22 protein-coding genes are annotated in these 24,858 nt (G+C 56.6%); 5 read left to right on the forward strand and 17 right to left on the reverse strand.

What is annotated here, in order from left to right; translation table 11 throughout:
• The first annotated feature begins 151 nt into the window (after positions 1-151).
• Positions 152-574, forward strand: a complete 423-nt coding sequence (locus AB8818_RS17170) for a DoxX family protein (protein WP_192983541.1) — start codon at positions 152-154, stop codon at positions 572-574.
• A gap of 53 nt (positions 575-627) precedes the next feature.
• On the opposite strand, the gene glyA is transcribed toward AB8818_RS17170, so the two are convergent.
• On the reverse strand, positions 628-1,881 hold the full coding sequence (gene glyA, locus AB8818_RS17175) for a serine hydroxymethyltransferase (RefSeq protein ID WP_025757663.1): 1,254 nt from the start codon (positions 1,879-1,881) through the stop codon (positions 628-630).
• Positions 1,882-2,185: 304 nt separating this feature from the next.
• Between glyA and hmpA the strand changes: the two genes are divergently transcribed.
• The gene (gene hmpA / locus AB8818_RS17180) at positions 2,186-3,376 is read left to right on the forward strand and encodes an NO-inducible flavohemoprotein (RefSeq protein ID WP_192983539.1); all 1,191 of its coding nucleotides are present in this window, start codon (positions 2,186-2,188) and stop codon (positions 3,374-3,376) included.
• Positions 3,377-3,451: 75 nt separating this feature from the next.
• Here the strand turns inward: hmpA and glnB are convergent, their stop codons facing one another.
• The 5 genes from glnB to purL form a co-directional block, all read right to left on the reverse strand.
• Entirely contained in the window at positions 3,452-3,790 is a 339-nt protein-coding gene (gene glnB, locus AB8818_RS17185; protein WP_003860685.1) for a nitrogen regulatory protein P-II, read from the reverse strand.
• Positions 3,791-3,855: 65 nt separating this feature from the next.
• Positions 3,856-5,193 carry a two-component system response regulator GlrR gene (gene glrR / locus AB8818_RS17190; protein WP_166712085.1) on the reverse strand — a complete coding sequence of 446 codons (1,338 nt, stop codon included), beginning with the start codon at positions 5,191-5,193 and terminating at the stop codon, positions 3,856-3,858.
• On the reverse strand, positions 5,180-5,917 hold the full coding sequence (gene qseG, locus AB8818_RS17195; RefSeq protein WP_192983537.1) for a two-component system QseEF-associated lipoprotein QseG: 738 nt from the start codon (positions 5,915-5,917) through the stop codon (positions 5,180-5,182). Before qseG ends, glrR begins: the two co-directional genes overlap by 14 nt.
• A gap of 4 nt (positions 5,918-5,921) precedes the next feature.
• Complete coding sequence (gene qseE, locus AB8818_RS17200; protein ID WP_192983535.1) at positions 5,922-7,346, reverse strand: two component system sensor histidine kinase QseE/GlrK; 1,425 nt, start codon at positions 7,344-7,346, stop codon at positions 5,922-5,924.
• A 534-nt stretch (positions 7,347-7,880) separates the two neighbouring features.
• Positions 7,881-11,768 (reverse strand): phosphoribosylformylglycinamidine synthase, encoded by a 3,888-nt coding sequence (purL, locus tag AB8818_RS17205; protein WP_116343297.1) that lies wholly within the window; start codon positions 11,766-11,768, stop codon positions 7,881-7,883.
• A gap of 267 nt (positions 11,769-12,035) precedes the next feature.
• Here purL and mltF point away from each other — a divergent pair, with 267 nt between their 5' ends.
• Complete coding sequence (gene mltF, locus AB8818_RS17210) at positions 12,036-13,583, forward strand: membrane-bound lytic murein transglycosylase MltF (protein WP_192983533.1); 1,548 nt, start codon at positions 12,036-12,038, stop codon at positions 13,581-13,583.
• Here mltF and tadA read toward each other — a convergent pair.
• From tadA to murQ, 4 genes are read right to left on the reverse strand one after another with little or no spacing between them, the layout of a single operon-like run.
• Positions 13,474-14,013 (reverse strand): tRNA adenosine(34) deaminase TadA, encoded by a 540-nt coding sequence (gene tadA / locus AB8818_RS17215; protein ID WP_192983531.1) that lies wholly within the window; start codon positions 14,011-14,013, stop codon positions 13,474-13,476. The genes mltF and tadA overlap by 110 nt on opposite strands.
• 24 nt (positions 14,014-14,037) lie before the next feature.
• Positions 14,038-14,673, reverse strand: coding sequence for a phosphatidylglycerophosphatase C (yfhb, locus tag AB8818_RS17220; RefSeq protein ID WP_116343304.1), 636 nt, complete (start codon positions 14,671-14,673; stop codon positions 14,038-14,040).
• 3 nt (positions 14,674-14,676) lie between these two features.
• A complete protein-coding gene (locus tag AB8818_RS17225; RefSeq protein WP_116343306.1) occupies positions 14,677-16,038 on the reverse strand; it encodes a PTS transporter subunit EIIC in 1,362 nt (453 codons plus the stop codon).
• 11 nt (positions 16,039-16,049) lie between these two features.
• The gene (gene murQ / locus AB8818_RS17230) at positions 16,050-16,943 is read right to left on the reverse strand and encodes an N-acetylmuramic acid 6-phosphate etherase (protein ID WP_116343308.1); all 894 of its coding nucleotides are present in this window, start codon (positions 16,941-16,943) and stop codon (positions 16,050-16,052) included.
• Between the two features lie 117 nt (positions 16,944-17,060).
• Between murQ and AB8818_RS17235 the strand changes: the two genes are divergently transcribed.
• Both AB8818_RS17235 and AB8818_RS17240 read left to right on the forward strand, forming a co-directional pair.
• A complete protein-coding gene (locus AB8818_RS17235) occupies positions 17,061-17,909 on the forward strand; it encodes a MurR/RpiR family transcriptional regulator (RefSeq protein ID WP_028014092.1) in 849 nt (282 codons plus the stop codon).
• A 46-nt stretch (positions 17,910-17,955) separates the two neighbouring features.
• Complete coding sequence (locus tag AB8818_RS17240; RefSeq protein ID WP_116343310.1) at positions 17,956-18,216, forward strand: YfhL family 4Fe-4S dicluster ferredoxin; 261 nt, start codon at positions 17,956-17,958, stop codon at positions 18,214-18,216.
• Here the strand turns inward: AB8818_RS17240 and acpS are convergent.
• From acpS to lepA, 7 genes are all read right to left on the reverse strand, one after another.
• Positions 18,213-18,593 (reverse strand): holo-ACP synthase, encoded by a 381-nt coding sequence (acpS, locus tag AB8818_RS17245; protein ID WP_163330599.1) that lies wholly within the window; start codon positions 18,591-18,593, stop codon positions 18,213-18,215. The genes AB8818_RS17240 and acpS overlap by 4 nt on opposite strands.
• Positions 18,593-19,324: a pyridoxine 5'-phosphate synthase gene (gene pdxJ / locus AB8818_RS17250; protein ID WP_116343315.1), complete on the reverse strand. Its 732-nt coding sequence runs from the start codon at positions 19,322-19,324 to the stop codon at positions 18,593-18,595. Before pdxJ ends, acpS begins: the two co-directional genes overlap by 1 nt.
• Positions 19,325-19,357: 33 nt before the next feature.
• The gene (gene recO / locus AB8818_RS17255; protein ID WP_116343316.1) at positions 19,358-20,065 is read right to left on the reverse strand and encodes a DNA repair protein RecO; all 708 of its coding nucleotides are present in this window, start codon (positions 20,063-20,065) and stop codon (positions 19,358-19,360) included.
• Between the two features lie 17 nt (positions 20,066-20,082).
• A complete protein-coding gene (gene era / locus AB8818_RS17260) occupies positions 20,083-20,988 on the reverse strand; it encodes a GTPase Era (protein ID WP_116343318.1) in 906 nt (301 codons plus the stop codon).
• On the reverse strand, positions 20,985-21,665 hold the full coding sequence (gene rnc / locus AB8818_RS17265) for a ribonuclease III (RefSeq protein WP_003860711.1): 681 nt from the start codon (positions 21,663-21,665) through the stop codon (positions 20,985-20,987). The genes era and rnc overlap by 4 nt, the downstream gene beginning before the upstream one ends.
• A gap of 222 nt (positions 21,666-21,887) precedes the next feature.
• Positions 21,888-22,862 (reverse strand): signal peptidase I, encoded by a 975-nt coding sequence (gene lepB / locus AB8818_RS17270; RefSeq protein WP_192983529.1) that lies wholly within the window; start codon positions 22,860-22,862, stop codon positions 21,888-21,890.
• 16 nt (positions 22,863-22,878) lie between these two features.
• On the reverse strand, positions 22,879-24,678 hold the full coding sequence (gene lepA / locus AB8818_RS17275) for a translation elongation factor 4 (protein WP_014884847.1): 1,800 nt from the start codon (positions 24,676-24,678) through the stop codon (positions 22,879-22,881).
• Positions 24,679-24,858: the final 180 nt, after the last annotated feature.

Below are 24,858 nucleotides of genomic sequence, written 5' to 3' on the forward strand. Positions count from 1 at the left end.
CATAGTCTGGCGAGAATATAAAAATTAAGCAAGTAGATAGCCTGCTATAAATTAACGAAAAATTAACATATCGAGCAGTCGTCTGGCTTATGGCAGGGAATGAAAATGTGTATTACGTTTAAATTACTCCACTTGCAGAGGTATTTCTGCCATGAACTCACTACGTTATCTCGACTTTGGTCAGTCGCGTCATCTGCTGCTGTTGATTGGGCGTATCGCAATTGTCGTACTGTTTATTATCTTTGGTTACCCGAAACTGACAGGATTTAGCGGCACCGTACAGTATATGACCTCGCTGGGTACGCCGATGCCCATGCTGGCGGCCATTATTGCGGTGGTGATGGAAGTGCCTGCCGCCATTCTGATCGTGCTGGGCTTTTTCACCCGCCCTCTTGCGGTTCTCTTTGTCTTCTATACGCTGGGCACGGCGATCATCGGTCACCACTACTGGGATATGACCGGTGATGCGGTTGTGCCAAATATGATTAATTTCTACAAGAACGTCAGTATTGCTGGCGCCTTTATTTTGCTGGCGATAGTCGGGCCTGGGGCCATTTCTCTGGATCGGCGTTAAGCCAAAAAAAAGGCCGCAAGCGCGGCCTTTTTTATTTCTGCAAAGCAGAGGAATTATGCGTATACCGGGAAGCGTGCGCAGATATCCAGAACTTTACCTTTAACGCGCTCGATTACCGCTTCGTCATTGATGTTGTCCAGAACGTCACACATCCAGCCAGCCAGCTCTTTCACTTCCGCTTCTTTAAAGCCGCGGCGAGTGACAGCCGGAGAACCGATACGGATACCGGAGGTCACGAACGGGCTCTTCGGATCGTTTGGCACGCTGTTTTTGTTCACGGTGATGTTGGCGCGGCCCAGAGCGGCGTCAGCTTCTTTACCGGTCAGGTTTTTATCAACCAGATCCAGCAGGAACAGGTGGTTTTCAGTCCCGCCGGAAACCACTTTGTAGCCACGGTTCAGGAAAACTTCCACCATCGCTTTAGCGTTCTTAGCAACCTGCTGCTGGTAAACCTTGAACTCTGGCTCCATCGCTTCTTTCAGCGCTACCGCTTTTGCCGCGATAACGTGCATCAGCGGGCCGCCCTGCGCGCTTGGGAACACGGCGGAGTTCAGTTTTTTGTACAGCTCTTCGTCACCGCCTTTCGCCAGGATAAGGCCACCGCGTGGACCTGCCAGGGTTTTGTGGGTGGTGGTGGTCACAACGTGAGCGTGTGGAACCGGGTTCGGGTAAACGCCTGCGGCAATCAGGCCCGCAACGTGCGCCATGTCAACGAACAGGTAAGCACCGATGCTGTCCGCGATTTCACGCATTTTTGCCCAGTCAACGATACCGGAGTAAGCGGAGAAGCCGCCGATGATCATCTTCGGCTTGTGCTCTTTAGCCTGCTTCGCCATGTCTTCGTAGTCAATTTTACCGGACTCATCAATACCGTAAGGGATGATGTTGTACAGTTTGCCGGAGAAGTTAACCGGGGAGCCGTGAGTCAGGTGGCCGCCCTGCGCCAGATTCATACCTAAAACGGTATCGCCCGGCTGCAGCAGTGCGGTGTAAACCGCGAAGTTAGCCTGGGAGCCGGAGTGCGGCTGGACGTTTGCGTAGTCAGCGCCAAAGAGTGCTTTAGCACGGTCGATAGCCAGCTGCTCTACGATATCAACGTACTCGCAACCACCGTAGTAGCGCTTGCCCGGATAACCTTCAGCGTATTTGTTGGTCAGCTGAGAGCCCTGCGCCTGCATCACGCGCGGGCTGGTGTAGTTTTCGGAGGCGATCAGTTCGATGTGCTCTTCCTGACGTACTTTTTCCTGCTCCATAGCCTGCCACAGTTCGGCATCATAATCGGCAATGTTCATTTCACGCTTTAACATCCGCATCTCCTGACTCAGCTAACAAGTAAATTTTGGCCTGAAAAGGCAGTCCTGTTGGACGACGGGCAACAGTATAACTGAATAGTTCTGTGATAACAGGTCTTGACAAACGATTTTACGCAAACGTTTTCCTTCACGCCACGCAAGGGTTTGAGGAATAAAGATCTCGCTATTTCCAGCGGATTTCTTTTCAGGTTTGTGATGCATATTTTTCATCTTGCAAAGAACCATTTACAAAGCATGGGTATTTTTTATAAGATGCATTTAAAATACATCATTAAAGTGACATCAGAAGGAAGCTGCCATGCTCGACGCTCAAACCATCGCTACCGTTAAAGCCACCATTCCCCTGCTGGTGGAAACCGGCCCTAAACTTACCGCCCATTTCTACGATCGCATGTTTACGCACAACCCGGAGCTCAAAGAGATTTTCAACATGAGCAACCAGCGTAACGGCGATCAGCGTGAAGCGCTTTTCAACGCCATCGCGGCCTACGCCAGCAATATCGAAAACCTGGCGGCGTTGCTGCCCGCGGTGGAAAAAATCGCGCAGAAACACACCAGCTTCCAGATCCAACCCGAGCAGTACAACATCGTCGGCGGCCACCTGCTGGCGACGCTGGACGAAATGTTCAGCCCGGGCCAGGAAGTGCTGGACGCGTGGGGTAAAGCCTATGGCGTACTGGCAAACGTATTTATCAACCGTGAAGCGCAGATCTACAGCGAAAACGCCAGCAAGAACGGCGGCTGGGAAGGCACTCGCGCCTTCCGCATCGTCGAGAAAACGCCGCGCAGCGCATTAATCACCAGCTTTGAATTTGAGCCGGTGGACGGACAGCCGGTGGCCGATTACCAGCCGGGCCAGTATCTGGGCGTATGGCTGAAGCCTGAAGGCTTCCCGCACCAGGAGATCCGCCAGTATTCTCTGACCCGCAAGCCAAACGGCAAAGGCTACCGCATTGCGGTGAAGCGCGAGGACGGCGGTCAGGTTTCCAACTGGCTGCACAACGAAGCCAACGTGGGCGACGTGGTTCATCTGGCCGCGCCGGCGGGCGATTTCTTTATGGCCGTCGAAGCCAATACCCCGGTCACGCTGATCTCTGCGGGTGTCGGCCAAACGCCTATGCTGGCGATGCTCGATACCCTGGCGAAAGCAAACCACGGTGCGCAGGTCAACTGGTTCCATGCTGCGGAAAACGGCGACGTGCACGCCTTTGCGGATGAAGTGAATGCGCTGGGGGCGTCCCTGCCGCGTTTCACCGCAAATACCTGGTATCGCCTGCCGACGGAAGCAGACCGCGCAGCCGCACGGTTTGACAGCGAAGGTCTGATGAACTTAAGCCAGATGGAAGTGGCGTTTAGCGCGCCGGACATGCAGTTCTACGTCTGTGGGCCGGTGGCGTTTATGCAGTATGCCGCGAAGCAGCTGGTTGAGCTGGGCGTAAATAAAGACCACATTCATTACGAATGTTTCGGGCCGCATAAGGTGCTGTAATGAAAAAGCCCCTCGTTCGAGGGGCTTTTTTTCGCCGGGTGGCGGCTTCACCTTACCCGGCCTGGCAAATCTTTTTTAAATCGCCGCGTCGTCTTCTTCACCGGTACGGATACGGATCACGCGCGCCACGTCAAAGACAAAGATTTTCCCGTCGCCAATTTTGCCCGTCTGCGCCGTGCGGATAATGGTATCCACGCAGGTATCGACGATATCGTCGCTGACCACGATTTCAATTTTCACTTTCGGCAGAAAGTCGACCATGTACTCTGCGCCACGATAAAGCTCGGTGTGGCCCTTCTGACGACCAAAACCTTTCACTTCCGTTACTGTCATCCCGGTGATGCCGACTTCCGCCAGCGCTTCACGTACATCATCCAGTTTGAAAGGTTTAATAATCGCATCAATCTTTTTCATGGTGGGTCCTTAAACTCTTGCCTGTAAGCTGCTTCGTAATCGGTTGCTCACAGTACCATACGGCACTACTCTTTAAAATCGTTTGCTTCCAGCTCGTGGCGTGAGAGCAGCTTATAGAACTCTGTACGGTTGCGTCCGGCCATCCGCGCCGCGTGGGTCACGTTGCCTTTGGTTATCTGCAGCAGCTTGCGCAGATAGTTCAGTTCGAACTGATTCCGCGCTTCGGCAAACGTCGGCAAGGCCGTGTTTTCCCCTTCCAGCGCCTGCTCCACCAGCGCGTCGCTGATAACCGGTGAGGAGGTCAGCGCCACGCACTGCTCAATCACGTTCACCAGCTGGCGCACGTTACCCGGCCAGCTTGCGGCCATCAGCCGCTTCATCGCATCCGTCGAAAAGGCGCGCACGAACGGTTTATGGCGATCGGCCGCCTGGCGCAAAAGGTGATTCGCCAGCAGCGGAATATCTTCCGCACGCTCCGCCAGCGCCGGTAACTTCAGGTTCACCACGTTCAGGCGGTAGTAGAGATCTTCTCGGAACTCGTTGCGGGCCATCACTTTTGGCAAGTCGCGGTGGGTGGCGGAAATGATTCGCACGTTAATATCAATATCGCGATTGCTGCCCAGCGGGCGCACTTTACGCTCCTGAAGCACGCGCAGCAGTTTGACCTGCAGCGGCGCGGGCATGTCGCCAATCTCGTCGAGGAACAGCGTGCCGCCTTCTGCAGCCTGGAACAGCCCTTCCCGGCTGCTCACCGCGCCGGTAAATGCGCCGCGGGCATGGCCAAAAAGTTCAGATTCAAGAAGCTGCTCTGGCAGGGCACCGCAGTTAATGGCGATGAAGGCGTTTTTGCTGCGCGGGCTGGCGTTGTGGATCGCCTGCGCCAGGATCTCTTTCCCGGTTCCACTTTGACCATTAATCAGCACGCTAACGTCTGACTGTGCGACCATTCGCGCCTGCTCAAGCAGACGCAGCATTATCGGGCTGCGGGTGACGATAGATTCACGCCATGCGTCGTCGCCGGAGGGCGCGGCGTGCTCCAGCGCGCTGTCGATAGCTTTGTAGAGCGCGTCTTTATCTACCGGCTTGGTGAGGAAGCTGAATACGCCCTGCTGGGTTGCGGCAACGGCATCCGGGATTGACCCGTGCGCCGTCAGGATAATCACCGGCATGCCCGGCTGCTGCTTCTGGATTTCGGCGAACAGCTGCATGCCATCCATTTCGTCCATCCGCAGGTCGCTGATCACCAGGTCAATCTTCTCGCGGCTGAGGACCTTCAGCCCCTCCTGCCCGCTTTCCGCGGTTACCACGGTGTAGCCTTCACTCACCAGACGCATCCCCAGCAGCTTTAACAGGCCGGGATCGTCATCCACCAGTAAGAGATGGGCTGGTTTACGGCTCGTCATGCTTCACATCCTCTTGTTTCGGCATATCGCTGTCCGGTGCAGCAGATGAACCACCTGGCTGATATTTACGCGACGAGAGCTGCCTTTCGATATCGGTCAGGTTTTCCAGCTTGCGCGTCGTGGTATCCAGCTGGCTACGTAAATGTTGCTGCTGTTGGCGCAGCGTATCAAGCTCGCTGTCGGTTGACTGTTGCAGCTTGCTGTAGCGGGAGCGCTCTTCAGACAGCTGCAGCTGTAACGTCTGCCCGTCCCGCCAGAGCTGGTAGACCGGGCGCACCTGTGCGGGAAGATTGATCACAAACGTATCCAGCCGGGTCACGTTGGCCCGACGCTCAACGGGGGTAATTTTCGCATCGGCCAGTAAAATCCCACGCTTGAAAGCGTCCTGCCAGGTGTCCTCATCCAGCATCGCCGCCTTCGAGCGGGCGTCTACCGGCGCAAGCCGCTGAGCGCAATCTATTCCGCGCAGCCAGAACAGCGGGTTATTTTCGACGTCATGCCCTGACAGATTCCAGATATCGTCACAGCGGGTAGAGAGGAAATCCGCCAGCTGGTTATCGGGCCATTTATCTTCTTGTTTACCGCTTATCGCACTTTGCGGCGCATGGGAAACGCACCCAGCCAGAACTAAACAGGGCAGACTCAGGCGACCCGCTTTGCTGGAAAACACCGCGCGTATGGCGCGGAAAAAGACGTGTGACATACTCACCAGATATAGATTCATTTTATTAATTTTTCCGGCTCAGGGGCAGTTCAATACGGAAGCAAACATCTGAACGTTCGTCCGTGGCAATGTTTAGCTCACCCTGCATGCGTCGTATGCAGTCCCGGGCGATGCTTAAGCCCAGACCGCTTCCTTTTACCGCACCTTTCCGCTGATGACTCCCCTGGAAAAAGGGTTCGAAGATCATGGTTTTTTCGTCATCGGGGATCGGGGTGCCGGTGTTTGCGACGTCAATAAACATCCGGGAACCCTTCGTATAACTTCTGATATAAATGTTACCGGATTCAGTACCATAGTGCACCGCATTGGAGTAAAGATTGTCCAGAACGCTCATTAATAGCATGGGTTCAGCGAGACAGGTCGGCGCATTCAGCTCTACCCCGGTATGCATCATTTTAGCTCTTGCCGGCAAGCTATGGGCGGAGATCACCATATCCACCAGCGGCTCAATTTCCACCTCTTCCAGCACGACCGCCCCATCAGCCAGCTTGCGGTTGTAATCCAGAAGCTGCTCAATGAGCTTTTGCAGGTTGCGGCTGCTGGCGTCCAGAATCTCGACAATCTCTTTCTGCTCCGGCGTAAGCGGTCCTGCCACCTCGTCCGCCAGCAGCTCCGTTCCTTCACGCATGCTGGCCAGCGGGGTTTTCAACTCATGAGAGATATGGCGCAGGAACTGGTGGCGCTGGGATTCCAGCCACGCCAGGCGCTCGGATAGCCAGATAATGCGCTGGCCGACGGATCGCAGCTCGCGAGGACCTTTAAAGGCAACCGTATCCCCGAGCGATTTCCCCTCCCCCAGGCGGTTGATCATACGCTGAATACCCTTCACCGGGCCGATGATCATGCGGGTAAAGAGCAGCACCAGCCCGAGGCTCACCAGGAACAGCACCAGCGCCTGCCAGCCGAAGAACTGGCCGCGCTCGGCAATCTCCTGCTGTAGCTGCTGGCCGCGAGAGAAAATCACCGTCCGCGTGGATTGCACCATTTCGGTATTGGCGGCAGCAAAGGCTTCAAGGCGCGCGGCGGCAGCCGCATCCGGGCCGCTGTTATGGCACTGCAGCTGCGCGAGATCGTTCAGATCCTGACGTAGCGCCTGATAGAGCCTGTCGTCCGGCAGCACGCCCGCGTGGGCATCCAGCATTTCGCTGTAGCGCTTGCGCTGGCTCTGGTACACCTTCTCCAGCGTCCGATCGTCGAGCACGCAGTACTGACGATAGCTACGCTCCATCTCCAGCGCGGCGTTGGTCATCGCTTCACTGCGTCTGGCGTCGATAAGCGTGGTGCGGTTCGTCAGTGCCGCCTGGGCACTCAGCGCGTTCAGGCTCTGCCACGCCTGCCAGGCGAGGATCAGCAATGGCAGCAGGATCAGCAGAAAGGCCATCATCACGAGCTGTCGCAGGGAGCGGGGAAAAACGGGCCAGCGTTTCAACGCATTACTCTCTTCATGGGGGTTTACGGAGAGCGTAACTGAGTCTGCCCTTCAGATACAACAAAGCCGGGTAAAAACCCGGCTTTGTCATGGAATAAGGCGGTGCCTAACTCGACGTTTCGCCCTGGCCTGATAAAGCATCGCTATGATCAGTAGTTGGACGGCAGGCACCTTTTTGTGCGTCATTCGAAGTTTATGTAGCACGTCCCGAAGGGGCTGACATAAGAAGGTGAATGAGCCACTGGTTAATATTATGCAACACCCATGCCAGAATGCAAAACAAAATATTAACACATTGAAATATATAATTTTTACTCACTTAATCGGTTCATTGTGTGTTGAATGATTTCCAGGCTAAGTGTCGCTATTAAGCAACACCTTAATGGGAACCTTTACTGCTATATATAAATCAATGAGTTATATGTCTCCTTTTAGAGACAGTCATGTACCCTCTTTGTCGCAATTTTGCGACACGCATAAAAAAGCCCGGTGGCGCTACCGCTTACCGGGCCTGCGAAGTACCTGCTTTATTTCTTAACCCAGCTGTTTACGCGCGTTGCGGAAGATGCGCATCCACGGGCTGTCCTCGCCCCAGTTTTCCGGATGCCAGGAGTTGCTCACGGTACGGAACACGCGCTCCGGGTGCGGCATCATAATAGTCGCGCGGCCACTTTCGCTGGTCACCGCCGTAATACCGTTGACGGAGCCGTTCGGGTTAGCCGGATAGGTTTCCGTGACCTTGCCGAAGTTATCGACAAAGCGCAGCGCCACCAGCCCTTTGCTCTCCAGCTGAGCCAGATGCGCAGCATCACGCACTTCTACCTGACCTTCACCGTGGGAAACGGCGATTGGCATCTGTGAACCGACCATCCCCTGCAGCAGCAGAGACGGGCTCTGAGTCACTTCTACCAGGCTGAAGCGCGCCTCAAAGCGGTCTGACTGGTTACGCACAAAGCGCGGCCAGGCTTCGCTGCCTGGGATCAGTTCGCGCAGGTTAGACATCATCTGACAGCCGTTGCACACGCCCAGCGCCAGCGTTTGCGGACGGTGGAAGAAGGTTTCGAACTCATCGCGCACGCGGCTGTTGAACAGAATGGACTTCGCCCAGCCTTCACCCGCGCCCAGCACGTCCCCGTAGGAGAAACCGCCGCACGCCACCAGCGCATGGAAATCTTCCAGACCGGTACGTCCGGCCAGCAGGTCGCTCATGTGGACGTCGATAGCGTCAAAGCCCGCGCGGTGGAAGGCTGCCGCCATCTCAACGTGGGAGTTAACGCCCTGCTCGCGCAGAACGGCCACTTTCGGACGCGCGCCGGTCGCAATGTACGGCGCGGCAATGTCTTCATTGATGTCGAAGGAGAGCTTCACGTTCAGGCCTGGATCGTTGTCGTTAGCCTTCGCATTGTGCTCCTGATCGGCACATTCCGGGTTATCACGCAGGCGCTGCATCTGCCAGGTGGTTTCCGCCCACCACATGCGCAGCGTGGTGCGGCTTTCGCTGAACACGGCGTGACCGTCAGCTTCAATGACGAAGCGGTCACCCTGAACGGCTTTACCCAGATAGTGCACGCAGTCAGCCAGGCCATACTGCGCCAGCAGCGCTTCAACCGCATCGCGGTCTGCCGCACGAACCTGAATCACCGCGCCCAGCTCTTCGTTAAACAGCGCCGCCAGGCGGTCTTCGCCAAGCGTGGCAATGTTCGCTTCCACGCCGCAGTGGCCGGTGAAGGCCATCTCTGCCAGCGTCACCAGCAGGCCGCCGTCGGAGCGGTCGTGGTAGGCCAGCAGCTTGCGCTGCGCCACCAGCGCCTGAATCGCGTCGTAGAAGCCTTTCAGCTGCGCCACGTCGCGCACGTCGGCTGGCTTGTCGCCGAGCTGACGGTAAACCTGCGCCAGCGCGGTGGCGCCCAGCGCATTGTGGCCTTTGCCCAGGTCAATCAGCAGCAGGGCGTTGTCTTCGGTGGCCAGTTGCGGCGTAACGGTGTGGCGCACGTCTTCCACGCGGGCAAACGCGGTGATCACCAGCGACAGCGGAGAGGTCATCTCGCGCTGCTCGTTACCTTCCTGCCAGCGGGTTTTCATCGACATGGAGTCTTTACCCACCGGAATGGTCAGGCCGAGGGCTGGACACAGCTCCTCACCCACCGCTTTCACGGCTTCATACAGGCCCGCGTCTTCGCCAGGGTGGCCGGCAGCGGCCATCCAGTTCGCGGAAAGCTTGATACGTTTGATGTCGCCAATCTGCGTCGCGGCAATGTTGGTCAGCGCTTCACCGACCGCCAGACGGGCAGAGGCGGCGAAGTCCAGCAGCGCCACCGGGGTGCGTTCGCCGAGAGCCATCGCTTCGCCGTAGTAGCTGTCGAGGCTCGCGGTGGTCACGGCGCAGTTAGCGACCGGGATCTGCCACGGGCCGACCATCTGGTCGCGGGAGACCATACCGGTCACGGTACGGTCGCCGATGGTCACCAGGAAGGTTTTCTCCGCCACAGCAGGCAGGTGCAGCACGCGGTTGACCGCTTCTGCCACGGTGATGCCCTGACGATCCAGCGCTTTGCCCGCCGCTTTGCGGGTTGTTACGTCGCGGGTCATCTTCGGCGTTTTACCGAGCAGCACGTCGAGCGGCAGATCGATCGGCTGGTTGTCAAAGTGGGTGTCGCTTAAGGAAAGGTGCTGCTCTTCGGTCGCTTCACCGATGACGGCATACGGCGCGCGCTCGCGGCGGCACAGCTCGTCAAACAGCGGCAGCTGATCGGCCGCAACCGCCAGCACGTAGCGCTCCTGGGATTCGTTACACCAGATTTCCAGCGGGCTCATGCCCGGCTCATCGCTCAGGATATCGCGCAGGTTGAAGCGTCCGCCGCGGCCGCCATCGCTCACCAGCTCAGGCATGGCGTTTGACAGGCCACCCGCGCCCACGTCGTGGATGAACAGAATCGGGTTGGCATCGCCCAGCTGCCAGCAGCGGTCGATCACTTCCTGGCAGCGACGCTCCATTTCAGGGTTGTCGCGCTGCACGGACGCGAAATCGAGATCCGCGTCAGACTGGCCGGAGGCCATAGAGGAGGCCGCGCCGCCGCCCAGACCGATGTTCATGGCCGGGCCGCCCAGCACGATCAGCTTCGCGCCGACAACGATCTCGCCTTTCTGCACGTGATCGGCACGGATATTGCCGATCCCACCCGCCAGCATGATCGGTTTGTGGTAGCCGCGCAGCTCTTCGCCGTTGTGGCTGTCCACTTTCTCTTCATAGGTACGGAAGTAACCGTTCAGCGCCGGACGGCCAAATTCGTTGTTGAACGCTGCCCCGCCCAGCGGGCCTTCGGTCATGATATCCAGCGCGGTGACAATGCGCTCTGGCTTGCCGAAATCTTCTTCCCACGGCTGTTCAAAGCCCGGGATACGCAGGTTGGATACGGAGAAACCGACCAGACCCGCTTTGGGTTTTGCACCACGACCGGTCGCCCCTTCGTCACGGATTTCACCGCCGGAGCCGGTCGCCGCCCCCGGCCACGGAGAGATTGCGGTCGGGTGGTTGTGGGTTTCCACTTTCATCAGGATATGCGCAGGCTCCTGGTGGAAGTCATAGCGCCCTGCTTCGCGATCGGCGAAGAAGCGGCCCACCTCGGAACCTTCCATCACAGCGGCGTTGTCTTTGTAGGCAGACAGCACGTGGTCAGGGGTTTGCTCCATGGTGTTTTTGATCATTTTGAACAGCGACTTCGGCTGCTGTTCGCCGTCAATAATCCAGTCGGCGTTGAAAATTTTGTGGCGGCAGTGCTCAGAGTTAGCCTGCGCGAACATATAGAGTTCGATATCGTTCGGGTTACGGTTGAGCTTAATGAACGCATCCTGCAGGTAGTCGATTTCGTCTTCTGCCAGCGCCAGGCCGAGACGCAGGTTGGCGTCAATCAGCGCCTGACGGCCCTGCCCCAGCAGATCCACGCTCTGTACCGGCGCAGGCTGATGGTGGGAGAAAAGCTTCTGCGCGTCATCGAGAGAGGCAAACACGCTCTCCATCATGCGATCGTGCAGTTCAGCCGCAACCGCCTGCCACTGCGCGTCGCTCAGGGTAGAGGCTTCAACATAGTACGCCACGCCCCGCTCCAGACGGTTAATCTGGCTCAGGCCGCAGTTGTGGGCGATGTCGGTAGCTTTGGAAGACCAGGGGGAGATGGTACCCGGACGCGGCGTCGCAAGGATCAGTTTGCCGGTTGGCGTATGGCTGCTCAGATTTGGACCATACTTGAGCAGGCGTTCCAGCTGTACGCGCTCCTCTGCATTGAGGGGGGCATTCAGGTCAGCAAAATGGACATACTCAGCGTAAATATTGCTTACCGGAAGGTCGGCCGCCTGAAAACGTGCCAGCAGTTTGGTAATACGGAAGGCAGACAGTGCAGGCGAACCACGCAGAATTTCCATCATAAGTCTCTCGTCTTCGAAGCGCCGGGGCGCTTACAGTGTGCGCAAGGGGGGAAAACGGGCGTCATTATAGAGAATCCTGAGCGTCGACGAAACCGTTTGCGTCGAAATAAAATTTGCGAAGATGTTTAGCAATAGATGTGACCTGTCTCTCTAATTGGTTGCCAAGTGGCGCAAGTTTACGCAAAATGCCGCTCATTCAATGGCAAACCTTATTGTTAACATGGCTACAGCAGACTGAGGCATCCGGCGTCGCAGAGAATTAACTAATTGAAAAAATTAAAGATTAATTATCTGCTCATCGGCATTGTAACGTTGCTGCTGGCAGTGGCCCTCTGGCCTTCCATCCCCTGGTTCGGCAAAGCCGAAAACCGTATCGCCGCCATTCAGGAGCGGGGGGAACTGCGCGTCAGTACCCTCAACTCTCCGCTGATTTACAGCGACATTAACGGCAAAATTATTGGTCTGGATTATGAGCTGGCGCAGCAGTTCGCCGATTATCTGGGCGTGAAGCTTAAAATTACCGTTCGTCAGAACATCAACCAGCTGTTTGACGACCTCGATAACGACGATGCCGATATCCTTGCCGCCGGTCTGGTCTATAACAGCGAGCGCAGCAAGAACTACCAGCCAGGCCCGACCTACTACTCCGTTTCCCAGCAGCTGGTCTATCGCGTCGGGAGCCTGCGCCCGCGTACGCTTGCCTCGATCAACGCACAACAGCTGGCGATTGCGCCCGGCCATGTGGTGATTGACGATCTGCGCGAGCTTAAGGAGAAGAAATACCCCGATCTGAGCTGGACGGTCGATCCCAAACTCGGCACGACGGCGCTGCTGGAGCAGGTCAAAGATCAGAAACTGCCCTACACCATTGCCGATTCGGTGGCGATCAGCCTTTTCCAGCGGGTGCATCCAGAAATCGCCGTGGCGCTGGACGTGACGGACGAACAGCCCGTTACCTGGTTTACCCATCTGGATGACGATCAGACCCTCTCTGCGGCCATGCTGGATTTCTATAACACCATAAATGAAGACGGCACGCTGGCGCGCCTTGAGGAGAAGTACCTCGGCCACGGGGATGACTTCGATTACGTTGATACCCGCAGCTTCCTGCGCGCGGTAGACAGCGTCCTGCCGGACCTTCAGCCGTTATTTGAAAAATACGCCCAGGAAATTGACTGGAAACTGCTGGCGGCGATCTCGTACCAGGAGTCCCACTGGGACACCCAGGCGACTTCCCCCACGGGTGTGCGTGGGTTAATGATGTTAACCAAAAATACCGCGCTGAGCCTGGGCGTGAATGATCGTACCGATGCGGAACAGAGCATCAGCGGCGGGGCGCGCTACCTGCAGGATATGATGGCTAAAGTGCCGGAAACGGTCCCGGAAGAAGAGCGGATCTGGTTCGCACTGGCGGCCTACAACATGGGCTATGCGCACATGCTTGACGCGCGGGCTCTGACGGCGAAAACGAAGGGGAACCCGGACAGCTGGTCAGACGTCAAACAGCGCCTGCCGCTGCTGAGCCAGAAGCCATGGTATAACAAGCTGACGTATGGCTACGCGCGCGGACATGAAGCCTACGCCTACGTGGAAAATATTCGTAAGTATCAGATTAGCCTGGTCGGCTATCTGCTGGAGAAAGAGAAAGAGGCAACAGAGGCAAAACAGCTGGCGGAAAGTTATCCGGTTGTGGCGCCGGGCGAGCTTAATCATCCGACAGCTTCAATTCTGCCTTTTGTTGCTTTTTCTGCTGACGGCGCATTCGAAAGAAATCGCTTAATAGCCCCGAACACTCTGGTGCAAGTACCCCACTGATAGTCTGCACCTGGTGGTTCATCCCCGGGTGCCCCAGCACGTCCATCAGCGAACCGGCCGCACCGGTTTTTTCATCCCGCGCACCAAACACCAGCGTCCCGATCCGGCTGTGGACCATCGCACCGGAGCACATCACGCACGGTTCCAGGGTGACGTACAGGGTGGTATCAAGCAGGCGATAGTTTTGCAGCACCAGCCCGCCCTGACGAAGCGCCATGATTTCGGCGTGCGCGGTAGGATCGTGGCGGCCAATAGGACGATTCCACCCTTCGCCAATCACCTGGTTGTTATGAACCAACACCGCGCCCACGGGCACTTCGCCCTCGTCCCAGGCACGTTGAGCCAACGTCAGCGCGTGGCGCATCCAGTATTCATGATTGTATTCAGGGTTGGACAAGGGTTGATACTCCAGTCGAAAAGCGGGCGGCATTATACACAGCCCTTATAGATAAGACTATTCGAGTTGCTGAAGTTCGCCGAGGGGAGTCACGCGCCAGCGGTGCTGGCAAAAGTAGAGCAGCGGGTTGTCCTGTTTGCTGTCGCTGTAGCCGCTGTACAGCCGCAGCGGCGTGCCGATACGTTTTTCCAGCTGGACCACTTTTTCATGCCCCAGGCAGCGCATCGTCAGTACCCAGCCGCCGTAGCCGCGGGAAATTTGCGTGGCGATAAGATTTACGCGCGGCAGCCAGGGCGTATCAAAGTAGACCCGCTCCACCAGCGTCTGCGGCGAGCCGGTAATCAACCAGATGTCGGCATCGTTGGCATCAAGATAGCTGGTGAGGCGCGCCTGCACCACGGGAAACGCGGCAACGTGGCCGCGAAACCAGTCAGCGAAATCCTGTTCGAGCTGTTTGAGCCGCGCTTCACTGTGACCGAAGGTGCATCCCCAGAGCAGCAGGCTCATCGGCCAGCGCGCCGCCCGGCCTTTTACCAGCAGCGCAATGCCAATCACGGGTAAGAGCGGTAAGACGAGCAGCGCGTTCAGAGGCTGACGCCGCAGCAGGTAGCGCATAAACGTACCAAACATATCCTGCTGATGCAGCGTTCCATCCAGGTCGAAAAAGACAACGCGACGCTCGTGATTGGCCAAACCTTACTCCTCAGGGTCGTTGAATCCTAACAGCCAGGTAAACAGGAACCCGGCGATCACCGCTACTAAATAGCCTAACAGATAGAGCATCACTTTTCCGGTCACGATGGTTAACGCCAGCGGTAAACCGGAAAGACCAAAGGTGATAACGGTGGCGACTTTCCAGTAGCTGATGAGCGCCCCGCCCACCGCGCCGCCCAGACAGGCGGCGAGGAACGGTTTACCAAGCGGCAGCGTGACGCCGAATATCAACGGCTCGCCGATACCAAGCAGCCCGACCGGCAACGCCCCTTTAATCACTTTTTTCAGGCGCGCGTTGCGGGTTTTCATCAGGACGGCAATCGCTGCCCCCACCTGCCCGACGCCCGCCATCGAGAGAATAGGCAGCAGCGCGTTGTAACCGTGCGCCTGCACCAGCTCGACGTGAATAGGTACCAGCCCCTGGTGCAGGCCGGTCAGCACCAGCGGCAGGAAGGTGCCTGACAACACCGCGCCCACTAACAGGCCGCCGCGGTCAATAGCCAGAGACGCGCCGTGGGCGATGGCATCAGAGATCCACCCGCCTAGCGGCTGAAGGACCACAATCGCGACGCTACCGGTAATTAAGGTGGTCAGCAGCGGGTTGAGGATAAGCTCAATCGAACCGGGCAGAACCGTACGTAGCTTTTTCTCGATCCAGCACATCAGAATAACCACCAGCAGCACGGCAATTACCCCGCCGCGACCAGGCTGAAGCGCCTCGCCAAACAGCGTGATTTGCGCCAACTGCGGGCTGGACAAGATCCCCGCCATTACGCCACCCATGGCCAGCGATCCGCCAAACACTTTGGCGGTATTGACCCCGACCAGAATGTTCATGATGGCAAACACCGCGCTGCCAAAGATTGCGAGAATACCCAGCAGGTTCGGATACTGCGTTGCAAAGTCCCCGACGATATCCGGCCGCTTGAGGATGTTGATGATCCCGGTGATCAGGCCAGAGGCAATAAACGCGGGGATCAGCGGGATAAAGACGTTTGCCAGCTGTCGCAGCGCGTCGCTCATGGGGGCTTTATATTTCGCCTTCGCCTGCGCTTTGGTGCGTTCAGCATCGTCAACCGTCACGCTCGCTTCGCCGCCCATCAGCGCACGCATGGCATCGACGACCTGCGCCGCCTTGCCCGGCCCGACGATCAGCTGGTGCTGCTGCCCCTGTTTCACATAGCCGCTGACGCCGGATAGCTTCTTCAGACCCGGCACGTCAAGCTGGTCGTCGTTATGCACCTCGACGCGCACGCGCGTCATGCAGTTTTCCAGACGCTGAATATTTTTTTCTCCGCCGATCCCCTGCAGGATATTGCTGGCGAGCGCTGCTGTTTTGTCCATACACGCCTCTGCTAGTTTTCTAATGCCGCCCGTAAGAAGCCGTTATGCGCATCAAGCCTGGCTCGCGCGGCCGCCGCATCCAGCCCGCTTAAGATCATCAGAATGGCGGGTTTAACATCGTGATCGGTCTGTTTGAGTACCGCTTCTGCCTCTTCACGGCCTGCGCCTGTCGCCTCCATCACCATGCGGCAGGCTCTGTCCACCAGCTTGACGTTGGTGGCCTGCATATCCACCATCAAGTTTTGGTAGACCTTGCCAAATTTCACCATCGCGCCGGTGGAGATCATATTGAGCACCAGCTTTTGCGCGGTCCCAGATTTCAGGCGCGTGGAGCCGGTGAGCGCTTCCGGCCCAACGACCGGAGAGATAGCGATAGCGGCCACCTGCGCAATCGGGGAGCCGGGATTGCAGGAGATGGCGACCGTCGTGCAGCCGGTCCGGTTGGCGTATTCCAGGCCACCAATGACGTACGGCGTGCGCCCGGATGCCGCCAGGCCGACCACCAGATCGTTCGCCGTCAGGTTCAGATCCTTCAGGTCATCCTCGCCCAGCTGTTTGTTATCTTCCGCACCTTCAACAGCTTTCAGCAGCGCGCCGGGCCCCCCCGCAATCAGGCCAACGACCAGGCCGTGCGGAACGCCAAAGGTGGGCGGACATTCCGAGGCATCCAGCACGCCAAGACGCCCGCTGGTGCCGGCGCCCATATAGATAATGCGACCGCCGGCCTTAAGGGCCGCCGCCGCCGCATCGACCGCTTTCGCTACCTCAGGCAATGTCTCTTTCACTGCCTGCGCGACCAGCGTATCCTGTTGATTAAAGCGGTTAACCAGCTCCAGGGTGGAGAGCGCATCCAGATCCATGGTTTGCGGGTTACGCGTTTCAGAAACAAGTGAGCCAAGATTCATTTTTGTACCTCAAGAATTTTTAATTCATAATAATCTCACTATAATGGAATATAAAATTCATTCAGGCGAGCAAAATTCGTATTTGCGCAGACAATCACATTTCCGCCGGGAGTACCTATGAACTGTTTAATTCGCATTCGCCAGCGCTACGCCGGCTTTGCTCAAAGCGACAAAAAGCTGGCGGACTTTCTGCTTTCCCAACCTGACCGCGCCCGTCATCTCAGCTCGCAGCAGCTGGCAAGCGAAGCCGGGGTGAGTCAGTCAAGCGTGGTGAAGTTTGCCCAGAAGATTGGCTTTAAAGGCTTCCCTGCCCTTAAGCTTGCGATCAGCGAAGCGCTGGTGAGTAACCCAAACCCGCAGTCCATGCCGGTGCATAACCAGATCCGCGGCGATGATCCCATGCGTCTGGTCGGGGAAAAGCTGATCAAAGAGAACGTGGCGGCGATGCACGCCACGCTGGATGTTAATACCGAAGAGAAGTTACTGGAAAGCGTGGCGATGCTGCGCGCGGCGCGGCGTATTATTTTGACCGGTATTGGCGCGTCTGGTCTGGTGGCGCGTAATTTTGGCTGGAAGCTGACTAAAATCGGTTTTAACGCTATTGTCGAGCAGGATATGCATGCCCTGCTGGCGACCGTACAGGCAATGGATCCTGACGATCTGCTGCTGGCCATCTCCTATTCCGGCGAGCGCCGCGAGATCAATATGGCCACCGACGAAGCCCTGCGCGTCGGCGGTAAAATTCTGGCCATTACCGGATTCACCCCAAATGCGCTGCAGCAGCGGGCAACGCGCTGTTTATATACTATTGCCGAAGAGCAGGCCACGCGCAGCGCGGCTATCTCGTCCACCAGCGCGCAAATGATGCTGACGGACCTGCTGTTTATGGCGCTGGTACAGCAGGATCTGGAGCGCGCGCCCGAGCGCATTCGTCACAGTGAAGAACTGGTAAAGAAACTGGTTTGACGCGTATAATGCCCGCCCAGTTTGTGTTGTTTCTGAGAATTTCCTGATGGCGCTGTTAATTACCAAAAAATGCATCAATTGCGATATGTGCGAACCCGAATGCCCGAACCAGGCGATTTCGATGGGCGACAGCATTTACGAGATTAACAGCGACCGCTGCACGGAATGCATCGGCCACTATGAAACGCCGACCTGCCAGAAGGTGTGCCCGATCCCCAACACTATCCTGAAGGATCCGACACACGTCGAGAGCGAAGAACAGCTGTGGGATAAATTTGTCCTGCTGCATCACGCGGACAAAATTTAGCTTTCGATAATCACCGTCGCGCTGGCATAGTGGCGTTCATCCGCGATCGTCACGTGCATGTGATTCACGCCCAGCTTCTCAGCCAGCTTTTCAGCCTCGCCCCATAACCGCAGGCGCGGTTTGCCCAGCTCATCGTTAAATACTTCGAACTGGTTAAACGCCAGGCCGTTACGAATGCCGGTCCCGAAGGCTTTGGCCGCAGCCTCTTTTACCGCAAAGCGCTTTGCCAGAAAACGCACCGGCTGCTGGTGCGCTTCCCAGATGGCCCATTCGTTATCGCTCAGCACGCGTCTTGCGAGGCGATCGCCGCTCCGGGCGATCACCGCTTCTATGCGGGCTATTTCGACGATATCAGTGCCTAAGCCCAGAATGGCCATTACTGACGCGCTTCCAGCATCAGGCGTTTCATCTCAGAAACCGCCTCTTTCAGGCCGCTCATCACCGCGCGGCCAATAATGGCGTGGCCGATGTTCAGCTCGTGCATTTCAGGCAGGGCGGCAATGGCCTTCACGTTATGGTAGGTCAGGCCGTGACCGGCGTTAACCTTCAGTCCCAGGCTTGCGGCGTAGGTGGCCGCTTTGGCGATACGCTCCAGCTCTTTGGCCTGCTCGGCATCGTTTTTGGCATCGGCATAGCAGCCGGTGTGGATTTCGATATACGGCGCGCCCACGTCGGCCGCCGCTTTAATCTGGGCGAAATCGGCGTCGATAAACAGAGAAACCAGGATACCGGCATCCGCCAGGCGTTTACAGGCATCGCGCATTTTGTCCTGCTGCCCCGCCACGTCCAGCCCGCCTTCGGTGGTCACTTCCTGGCGTTTTTCCGGCACCAGACAGCAGAAGTGCGGTTTGGTCTCGCAGGCAATCGCCAGCATCTCTTCGGTGACCGCCATCTCCAGATTCATGCGGGTGTCCAGCGTCTGGCGAAGAATGCGCACGTCGCGGTCGGTAATGTGGCGGCGGTCTTCACGCAGGTGCACGGTAATACCGTCGGCGCCAGCCTGTTCAGCGATAAACGCCGCCTGAACCGGATCGGGATACGCCGTGCCGCGCGCATTACGCAGCGTGGCGATGTGGTCGATGTTGACGCCTAACAGTAATTCAGCCATGACAATCCTCGGTTTTCTTTTCGATTCTGTGGTCTAACGTTTCGGCATAAACTGCCTGAATAATTCGCGGCTCTTTAAGGGCTTGCCGCCAAGATACGGCTTGAGGGCAATCCGGGTAAAGCGTTTTGCTGCGCGCAGGGTATCCCGATCGGGAAACTCACGCTCATATAGCGCCCGCAGCTGGCGCCCGGTAAAGGTACTGTTGTCTATCACGACGCTGGCGATGAATCCTTTTTCTTCCCGATAGCGGTAGGTCATCTCGTCTTCAACCTCGTCTCCGCTTCCCGCGCAGTGCAGAAAATCAACCCCGTAACCCAGGTGCCCCAGCAGCGCCAGTTCAAAACGACGCAGGGCGGGCTCGGGCGTGCCGGTCGCACCAGCCAGGGCCTGGATACAGTGCAGATAATCAAAGAAAAGTTCAGAGAAGCGAGTCTCATGTTCAAGAACCCGTGAGATAAGTTCGTTGACGTACAGACCGCTGTACAGGGTGATACCAGAAAGAGGAAGCGCCAGGGAGACGGCTTCGGCACTGCGCAGGGTTTTGACTTCCCCTCGCCCACCAAAGCGGACCAGCAGCGGCGTGAAGGGCTGTAGAGCACCCTTCAGGTTAGAACGTTTGGAACGTGCGCCTTTCGCAACAAGGCGCACGCGACCGGACTCTTCCGTGAAGACGTCCAGCATCAGGCTGGTTTCGCTCCAGGGACGACTATGCAGAACGAAGGCGCGCTGCCAACCTTCCATATACTCGCCGTCTTTGTTTACTGGTCTTCGCCGTAACCGAGGCTGCGCAGAGCACGCTCATCATCGGCCCAGCCAGATTTCACCTTCACCCACAGCTCCAGGTGAACCGGTGCTTCGAACATCTCTTGCATGTCTTTGCGAGCTTCGATACCGATGGTTTTGATCTTGGCGCCTTTGTTGCCGATCACCATCTTCTTCTGCCCCTCGCGCTCAACGAGGATCAGGCCATTGATGTCGTAGCCGCCGCGCTCGTTGGTCTGGAAACGTTCGATCTCCACCGTCACAGAGTACGGCAGTTCAGCGCCCAGGAAACGCATCAGCTTTTCACGGATGATTTCAGACGCCATAAAGCGCTGAGAGCGATCGGTGATGTAGTCTTCCGGGAAGTGATGAATCGCTTCCGGCAAATGCTTACGCACAATGCCCGCGATGGTATCCACGTTCAGGCCGGTCTCAGCAGACAGCGGGACGATATCCAGGAAGTTCATCTGGCTACCCAGCCACTGCAGATGCGGCAGCAGATCGGCTTTTTCCTGCACGTTGTCAACTTTGTTGACCGCGAGGATGACCGGCGTTTTACCGTCACGCAGCTTGTTCAGCACCATCTCGTCGTCCGGCGTCCAGCGGGTGCCTTCCACAACGAAAATCACCAGCTCTACGTCGCCGATGGAGCTGCTCGCCGCCTTGTTCATCAGGCGGTTGATGGCGCGCTTCTCTTCCATGTGCAGGCCCGGGGTATCGACGTAGATCGCCTGATACGCGCCTTCAGTATGGATGCCGACGATGCGGTGACGCGTGGTCTGCGCCTTACGCGAGGTGATAGAAATCTTCTGCCCGAGCAGATTATTCAGCAGGGTGGATTTACCAACGTTCGGACGTCCGACGATGGCAATAAATCCGCAATAGGTTTTGTCGATGCTCATTCCAGCTCCAGCATTTTTAACGCCTGTTCGGCGGCAGCCTGTTCAGCCTTACGGCGACTTGAACCTGTGCCCACCACCGGTTCACTCAGGCCACTGACCTGGCAATGGATGGTAAATTCCTGATCGTGCGCTTCACCACGGACCTGCACCACCAGATAGGATGGCAGCGGCAGATGACGACCCTGCAGATATTCCTGCAGGCGCGTTTTCGGATCTTTTTGTTTATCGCCCGGGCTGATTTCGTCCAGACGGGTCTGATACCAGTTAAGGATCAGCTTTTCTACGGTCTGGATATCGCTGTCCAGGAACACGCCACCAATTAATGCTTCGACCGTATCGGCAAGAATAGATTCACGACGGAAGCCGCCGCTTTTCAGTTCACCCGGTCCAAGACGCAGACATTCGCCCAGTTCAAATTCGCGCGCGATTTCCGCAAGGGTATTACCCCGAACCAGCGTGGCACGCATGCGGCTCATATCACCTTCGTCCACGCGCGGGAAACGATGATAAAGCGCATTCGCAATCACGAAACTTAAAATAGAGTCACCCAGAAACTCGAGACGCTCATTATGTTTGCTGCTGGCACTGCGGTGGGTTAATGCCTGTTGCAACAACTCCTGATGATGAAAAGTGTAGCCCAGCTTCCGTTGAAGCCGATTAATTACGATGGGGTTCATGCGATACCAATAAATGAATGCGTCAAAAATGCAGCACACGAAACCGACCTGAGAAAACCAACGCGGTTTCGTGTGCCGTGGCACCCTTGCAGGGCCAACCTTAAACTTCGGGGGAATATTCTATACACAACGACAGGGGATGTCGTTAGTTCAAAGAGATTTATCGAGGAAATAATTCACGTAGCCGCGAAATAACGCGGCTACGTGTTCTTTTCCTGAGAATTAATGGATTCCGCCAATACGATTCAGGCGTACGCCGGTCGGCCATTCGCCTTCCTGCTTCTCAAAACTCATCCAGATCGCAGTTGCTTTACCCACCAGATTCGCTTCCGGCACAAAGCCCCAGTAACGGCTGTCCGCGGAGTTATCGCGGTTATCACCCATCATGAAATAGTGTCCCGGCGGTACGATCCAGCTGGCCAGCTGCTGACCCGGCTGTTTGTAATACATCCCCACCTGATCCTGCGCGATTGGCACGGTCAGAATGCGGTGCGTCACGTCACCCAGCGTCTCTTTACGCTCGACCAGGCGGATACCGTTCTCTTTGGTTTCGCCTTTCGGCACCTGGAAGAACCCGCTGGTCGCCTCACCGCCGTTACGACGGGCAAAGGTCTGCACAAAATCACTTGGCTCGACGTTGGAGTAGGTGATTGGCAGCGCGTTTTCACAGGCGGTACCGGAGCTGCAGCCCGGCTGAACGGTGACTTCCTTCGCAACCGGATCGTAGGTCACCTTATCACCAGGCAGGCCTACCGCACGCTTGATGTAGTCCAGACGCGGATCTTCCGGATATTTAAACACCACAATGTCGCCACGTTTTGGATGACCGGTTTCAATCAACGTTTTCTGGTAGATAGGATCTTTAATGCCGTAGGCAAATTTCTCCACCAGAATAAAATCACCAATCAGCAGCGTTGGCATCATTGAACCTGATGGGATCTGGAACGGCTCGTAAATAAACGAACGTACCACCAGCACAATCGCCAGCACCGGGAATACCGACGCGCCCGTTTCCAGCCAGCCCGGTTTCGGGCCAACTTTCTTGAGGGTTTTCGCATCCAGCTGGTCGCCAGTAGCCGCCTGCGCGGCAGCCTGACGATCACGGCGTTTTGGGGCGAAGATAAACTTATCCAGACACCACAGCAGACCTGTCACCAGCGTAGCGATGACCAGGATCAGGGCAAACATGTTCGCCATGCCAACTCCTTAAAGGTTATTTGCCGTCTTTACCAACATGAAGAATGGCAAGGAATGCTTCCTGCGGCAGCTCAACGTTACCGACCTGCTTCATACGCTTCTTACCTTCTTTCTGCTTCTGCAGCAGCTTTTTCTTACGGCTGACGTCACCGCCGTAGCACTTCGCCAGAACGTTTTTACGCAGCTGTTTCACCGTAGAACGCGCGATGATGTGGTTGCCAATTGCTGCCTGAATCGCAATGTCGAACTGCTGACGCGGGATTAAATCTTTCATCTTCTCAACCAGCTCGCGGCCACGGTACGGCGCATTGTCGTTGTGGGTGATCAGCGCCAGCGCGTCCACACGCTCGCCGTTGATCAACACGTCTACGCGGACCATGTTGGAGGCCTGGAAACGTTTGAAGTTGTAATCCAGTGACGCATAGCCACGGGAGGTAGACTTCAGACGGTCGAAGAAGTCGAGTACCACTTCCGCCATTGGGATTTCATAGGTCAGCGCCACCTGGTTACCGTGATAAACCATGTTGGTCTGCACGCCACGCTTCTCAATACACAGCGTGATAACGTTGCCCAGGAACTCCTGCGGCAGCAGCATGTGACACTCTGCGATAGGCTCGCGCAGCTCGTGAATATTGTTCAGCGGCGGCAGCTTAGACGGGCTGTCGACGTAGATCACTTCTTTCGAGGTGGTTTCCACTTCGTAGACTACGGTCGGTGCGGTAGTGATCAGATCCAGATCGTATTCACGCTCCAGACGTTCCTGAATGATCTCCATGTGCAGCAGGCCGAGGAAGCCGCAGCGGAAGCCGAAGCCCAGCGCCGTTGAGCTTTCTGGCTCGTAGAACAGGGAGGCATCGTTCAGGCTCAGTTTGCCAAGTGCATCACGGAAGTTTTCGTAGTCGTCAGAGCTGACCGGGAACAGGCCCGCGTAAACCTGCGGTTTCACCTTTTTAAAGCCTGGCAGCGCTTTGTCTGCCGGGTTACGGGCACCGGTCAGGGTATCGCCCACTGGCGCGCCGAGGATGTCTTTAATAGCGCAGACCAGCCAACCTACCTCGCCGCATTTAAGTTCGGTACGGTCAACCTGTTTTGGCGTAAAGATACCCAGACGGTCTGCGTTGTAGACCTGCCCGGTACTCATGACCTTGATTTTGTCGCCTTTACGCATGGTGCCATTTTTAATACGCACCAGTGAAACAACGCCCAGGTAGTTATCGAACCAGGAGTCGATGATCAGCGCCTGCAGCGGACCATCCGGGTCACCTTCAGGTGCCGGAATATCACGTACCAGGCGTTCCAGCACGTCGGTCACGCCCACACCGGTTTTGGCAGAGCAGCGGACGGCGTCGGTCGCATCAATACCGACAATGTCTTCAATCTCTTCCGCGACGCGCTCAGGATCGGCGGCTGGCAGGTCGATCTTATTCAGAACCGGCACAACCTCGAGATCCATCTCCATCGCGGTATAGCAGTTTGCCAGGGTCTGGGCTTCAACGCCCTGCCCGGCATCGACAACCAGCAGCGCGCCTTCACAGGCCGCCAGCGAGCGTGATACTTCATAGGAGAAGTCAACGTGGCCTGGGGTGTCGATAAAGTTCAGTTGATAGGTTTCACCATCAGCCGCTTTGTAATCCAGCGTAACGCTTTGCGCCTTAATGGTGATACCGCGTTCGCGTTCCAGGTCCATGGAGTCCAGAACCTGGGCTTCCATTTCACGATCAGACAGGCCACCGCAAATCTGGATAATACGGTCAGACAGCGTCGACTTACCGTGGTCAATGTGAGCAATGATCGAAAAGTTACGTATGTTCTTCATATAGTTAAATAATTATGCCTTACGAATTCCTGGAGGCCGCTGTTCTTAGCCTGACGTTTTTCAGTGCGAAAACGCAGCATTCTACACTACATCCTCGCTACCTGGAAATGCACTTAGAGACAGGTATAGCGTGAAGAGAGGGCGTTTTCTGTATTAGGTCGTAAAAAATGATAAAGCCCG

This window comes from Enterobacter sp. KB-280D8 (assembly GCF_041399405.1).
In the GTDB taxonomy this organism is placed as follows: Bacteria; Pseudomonadota; Gammaproteobacteria; order Enterobacterales; family Enterobacteriaceae; genus Enterobacter; species Enterobacter cloacae_N.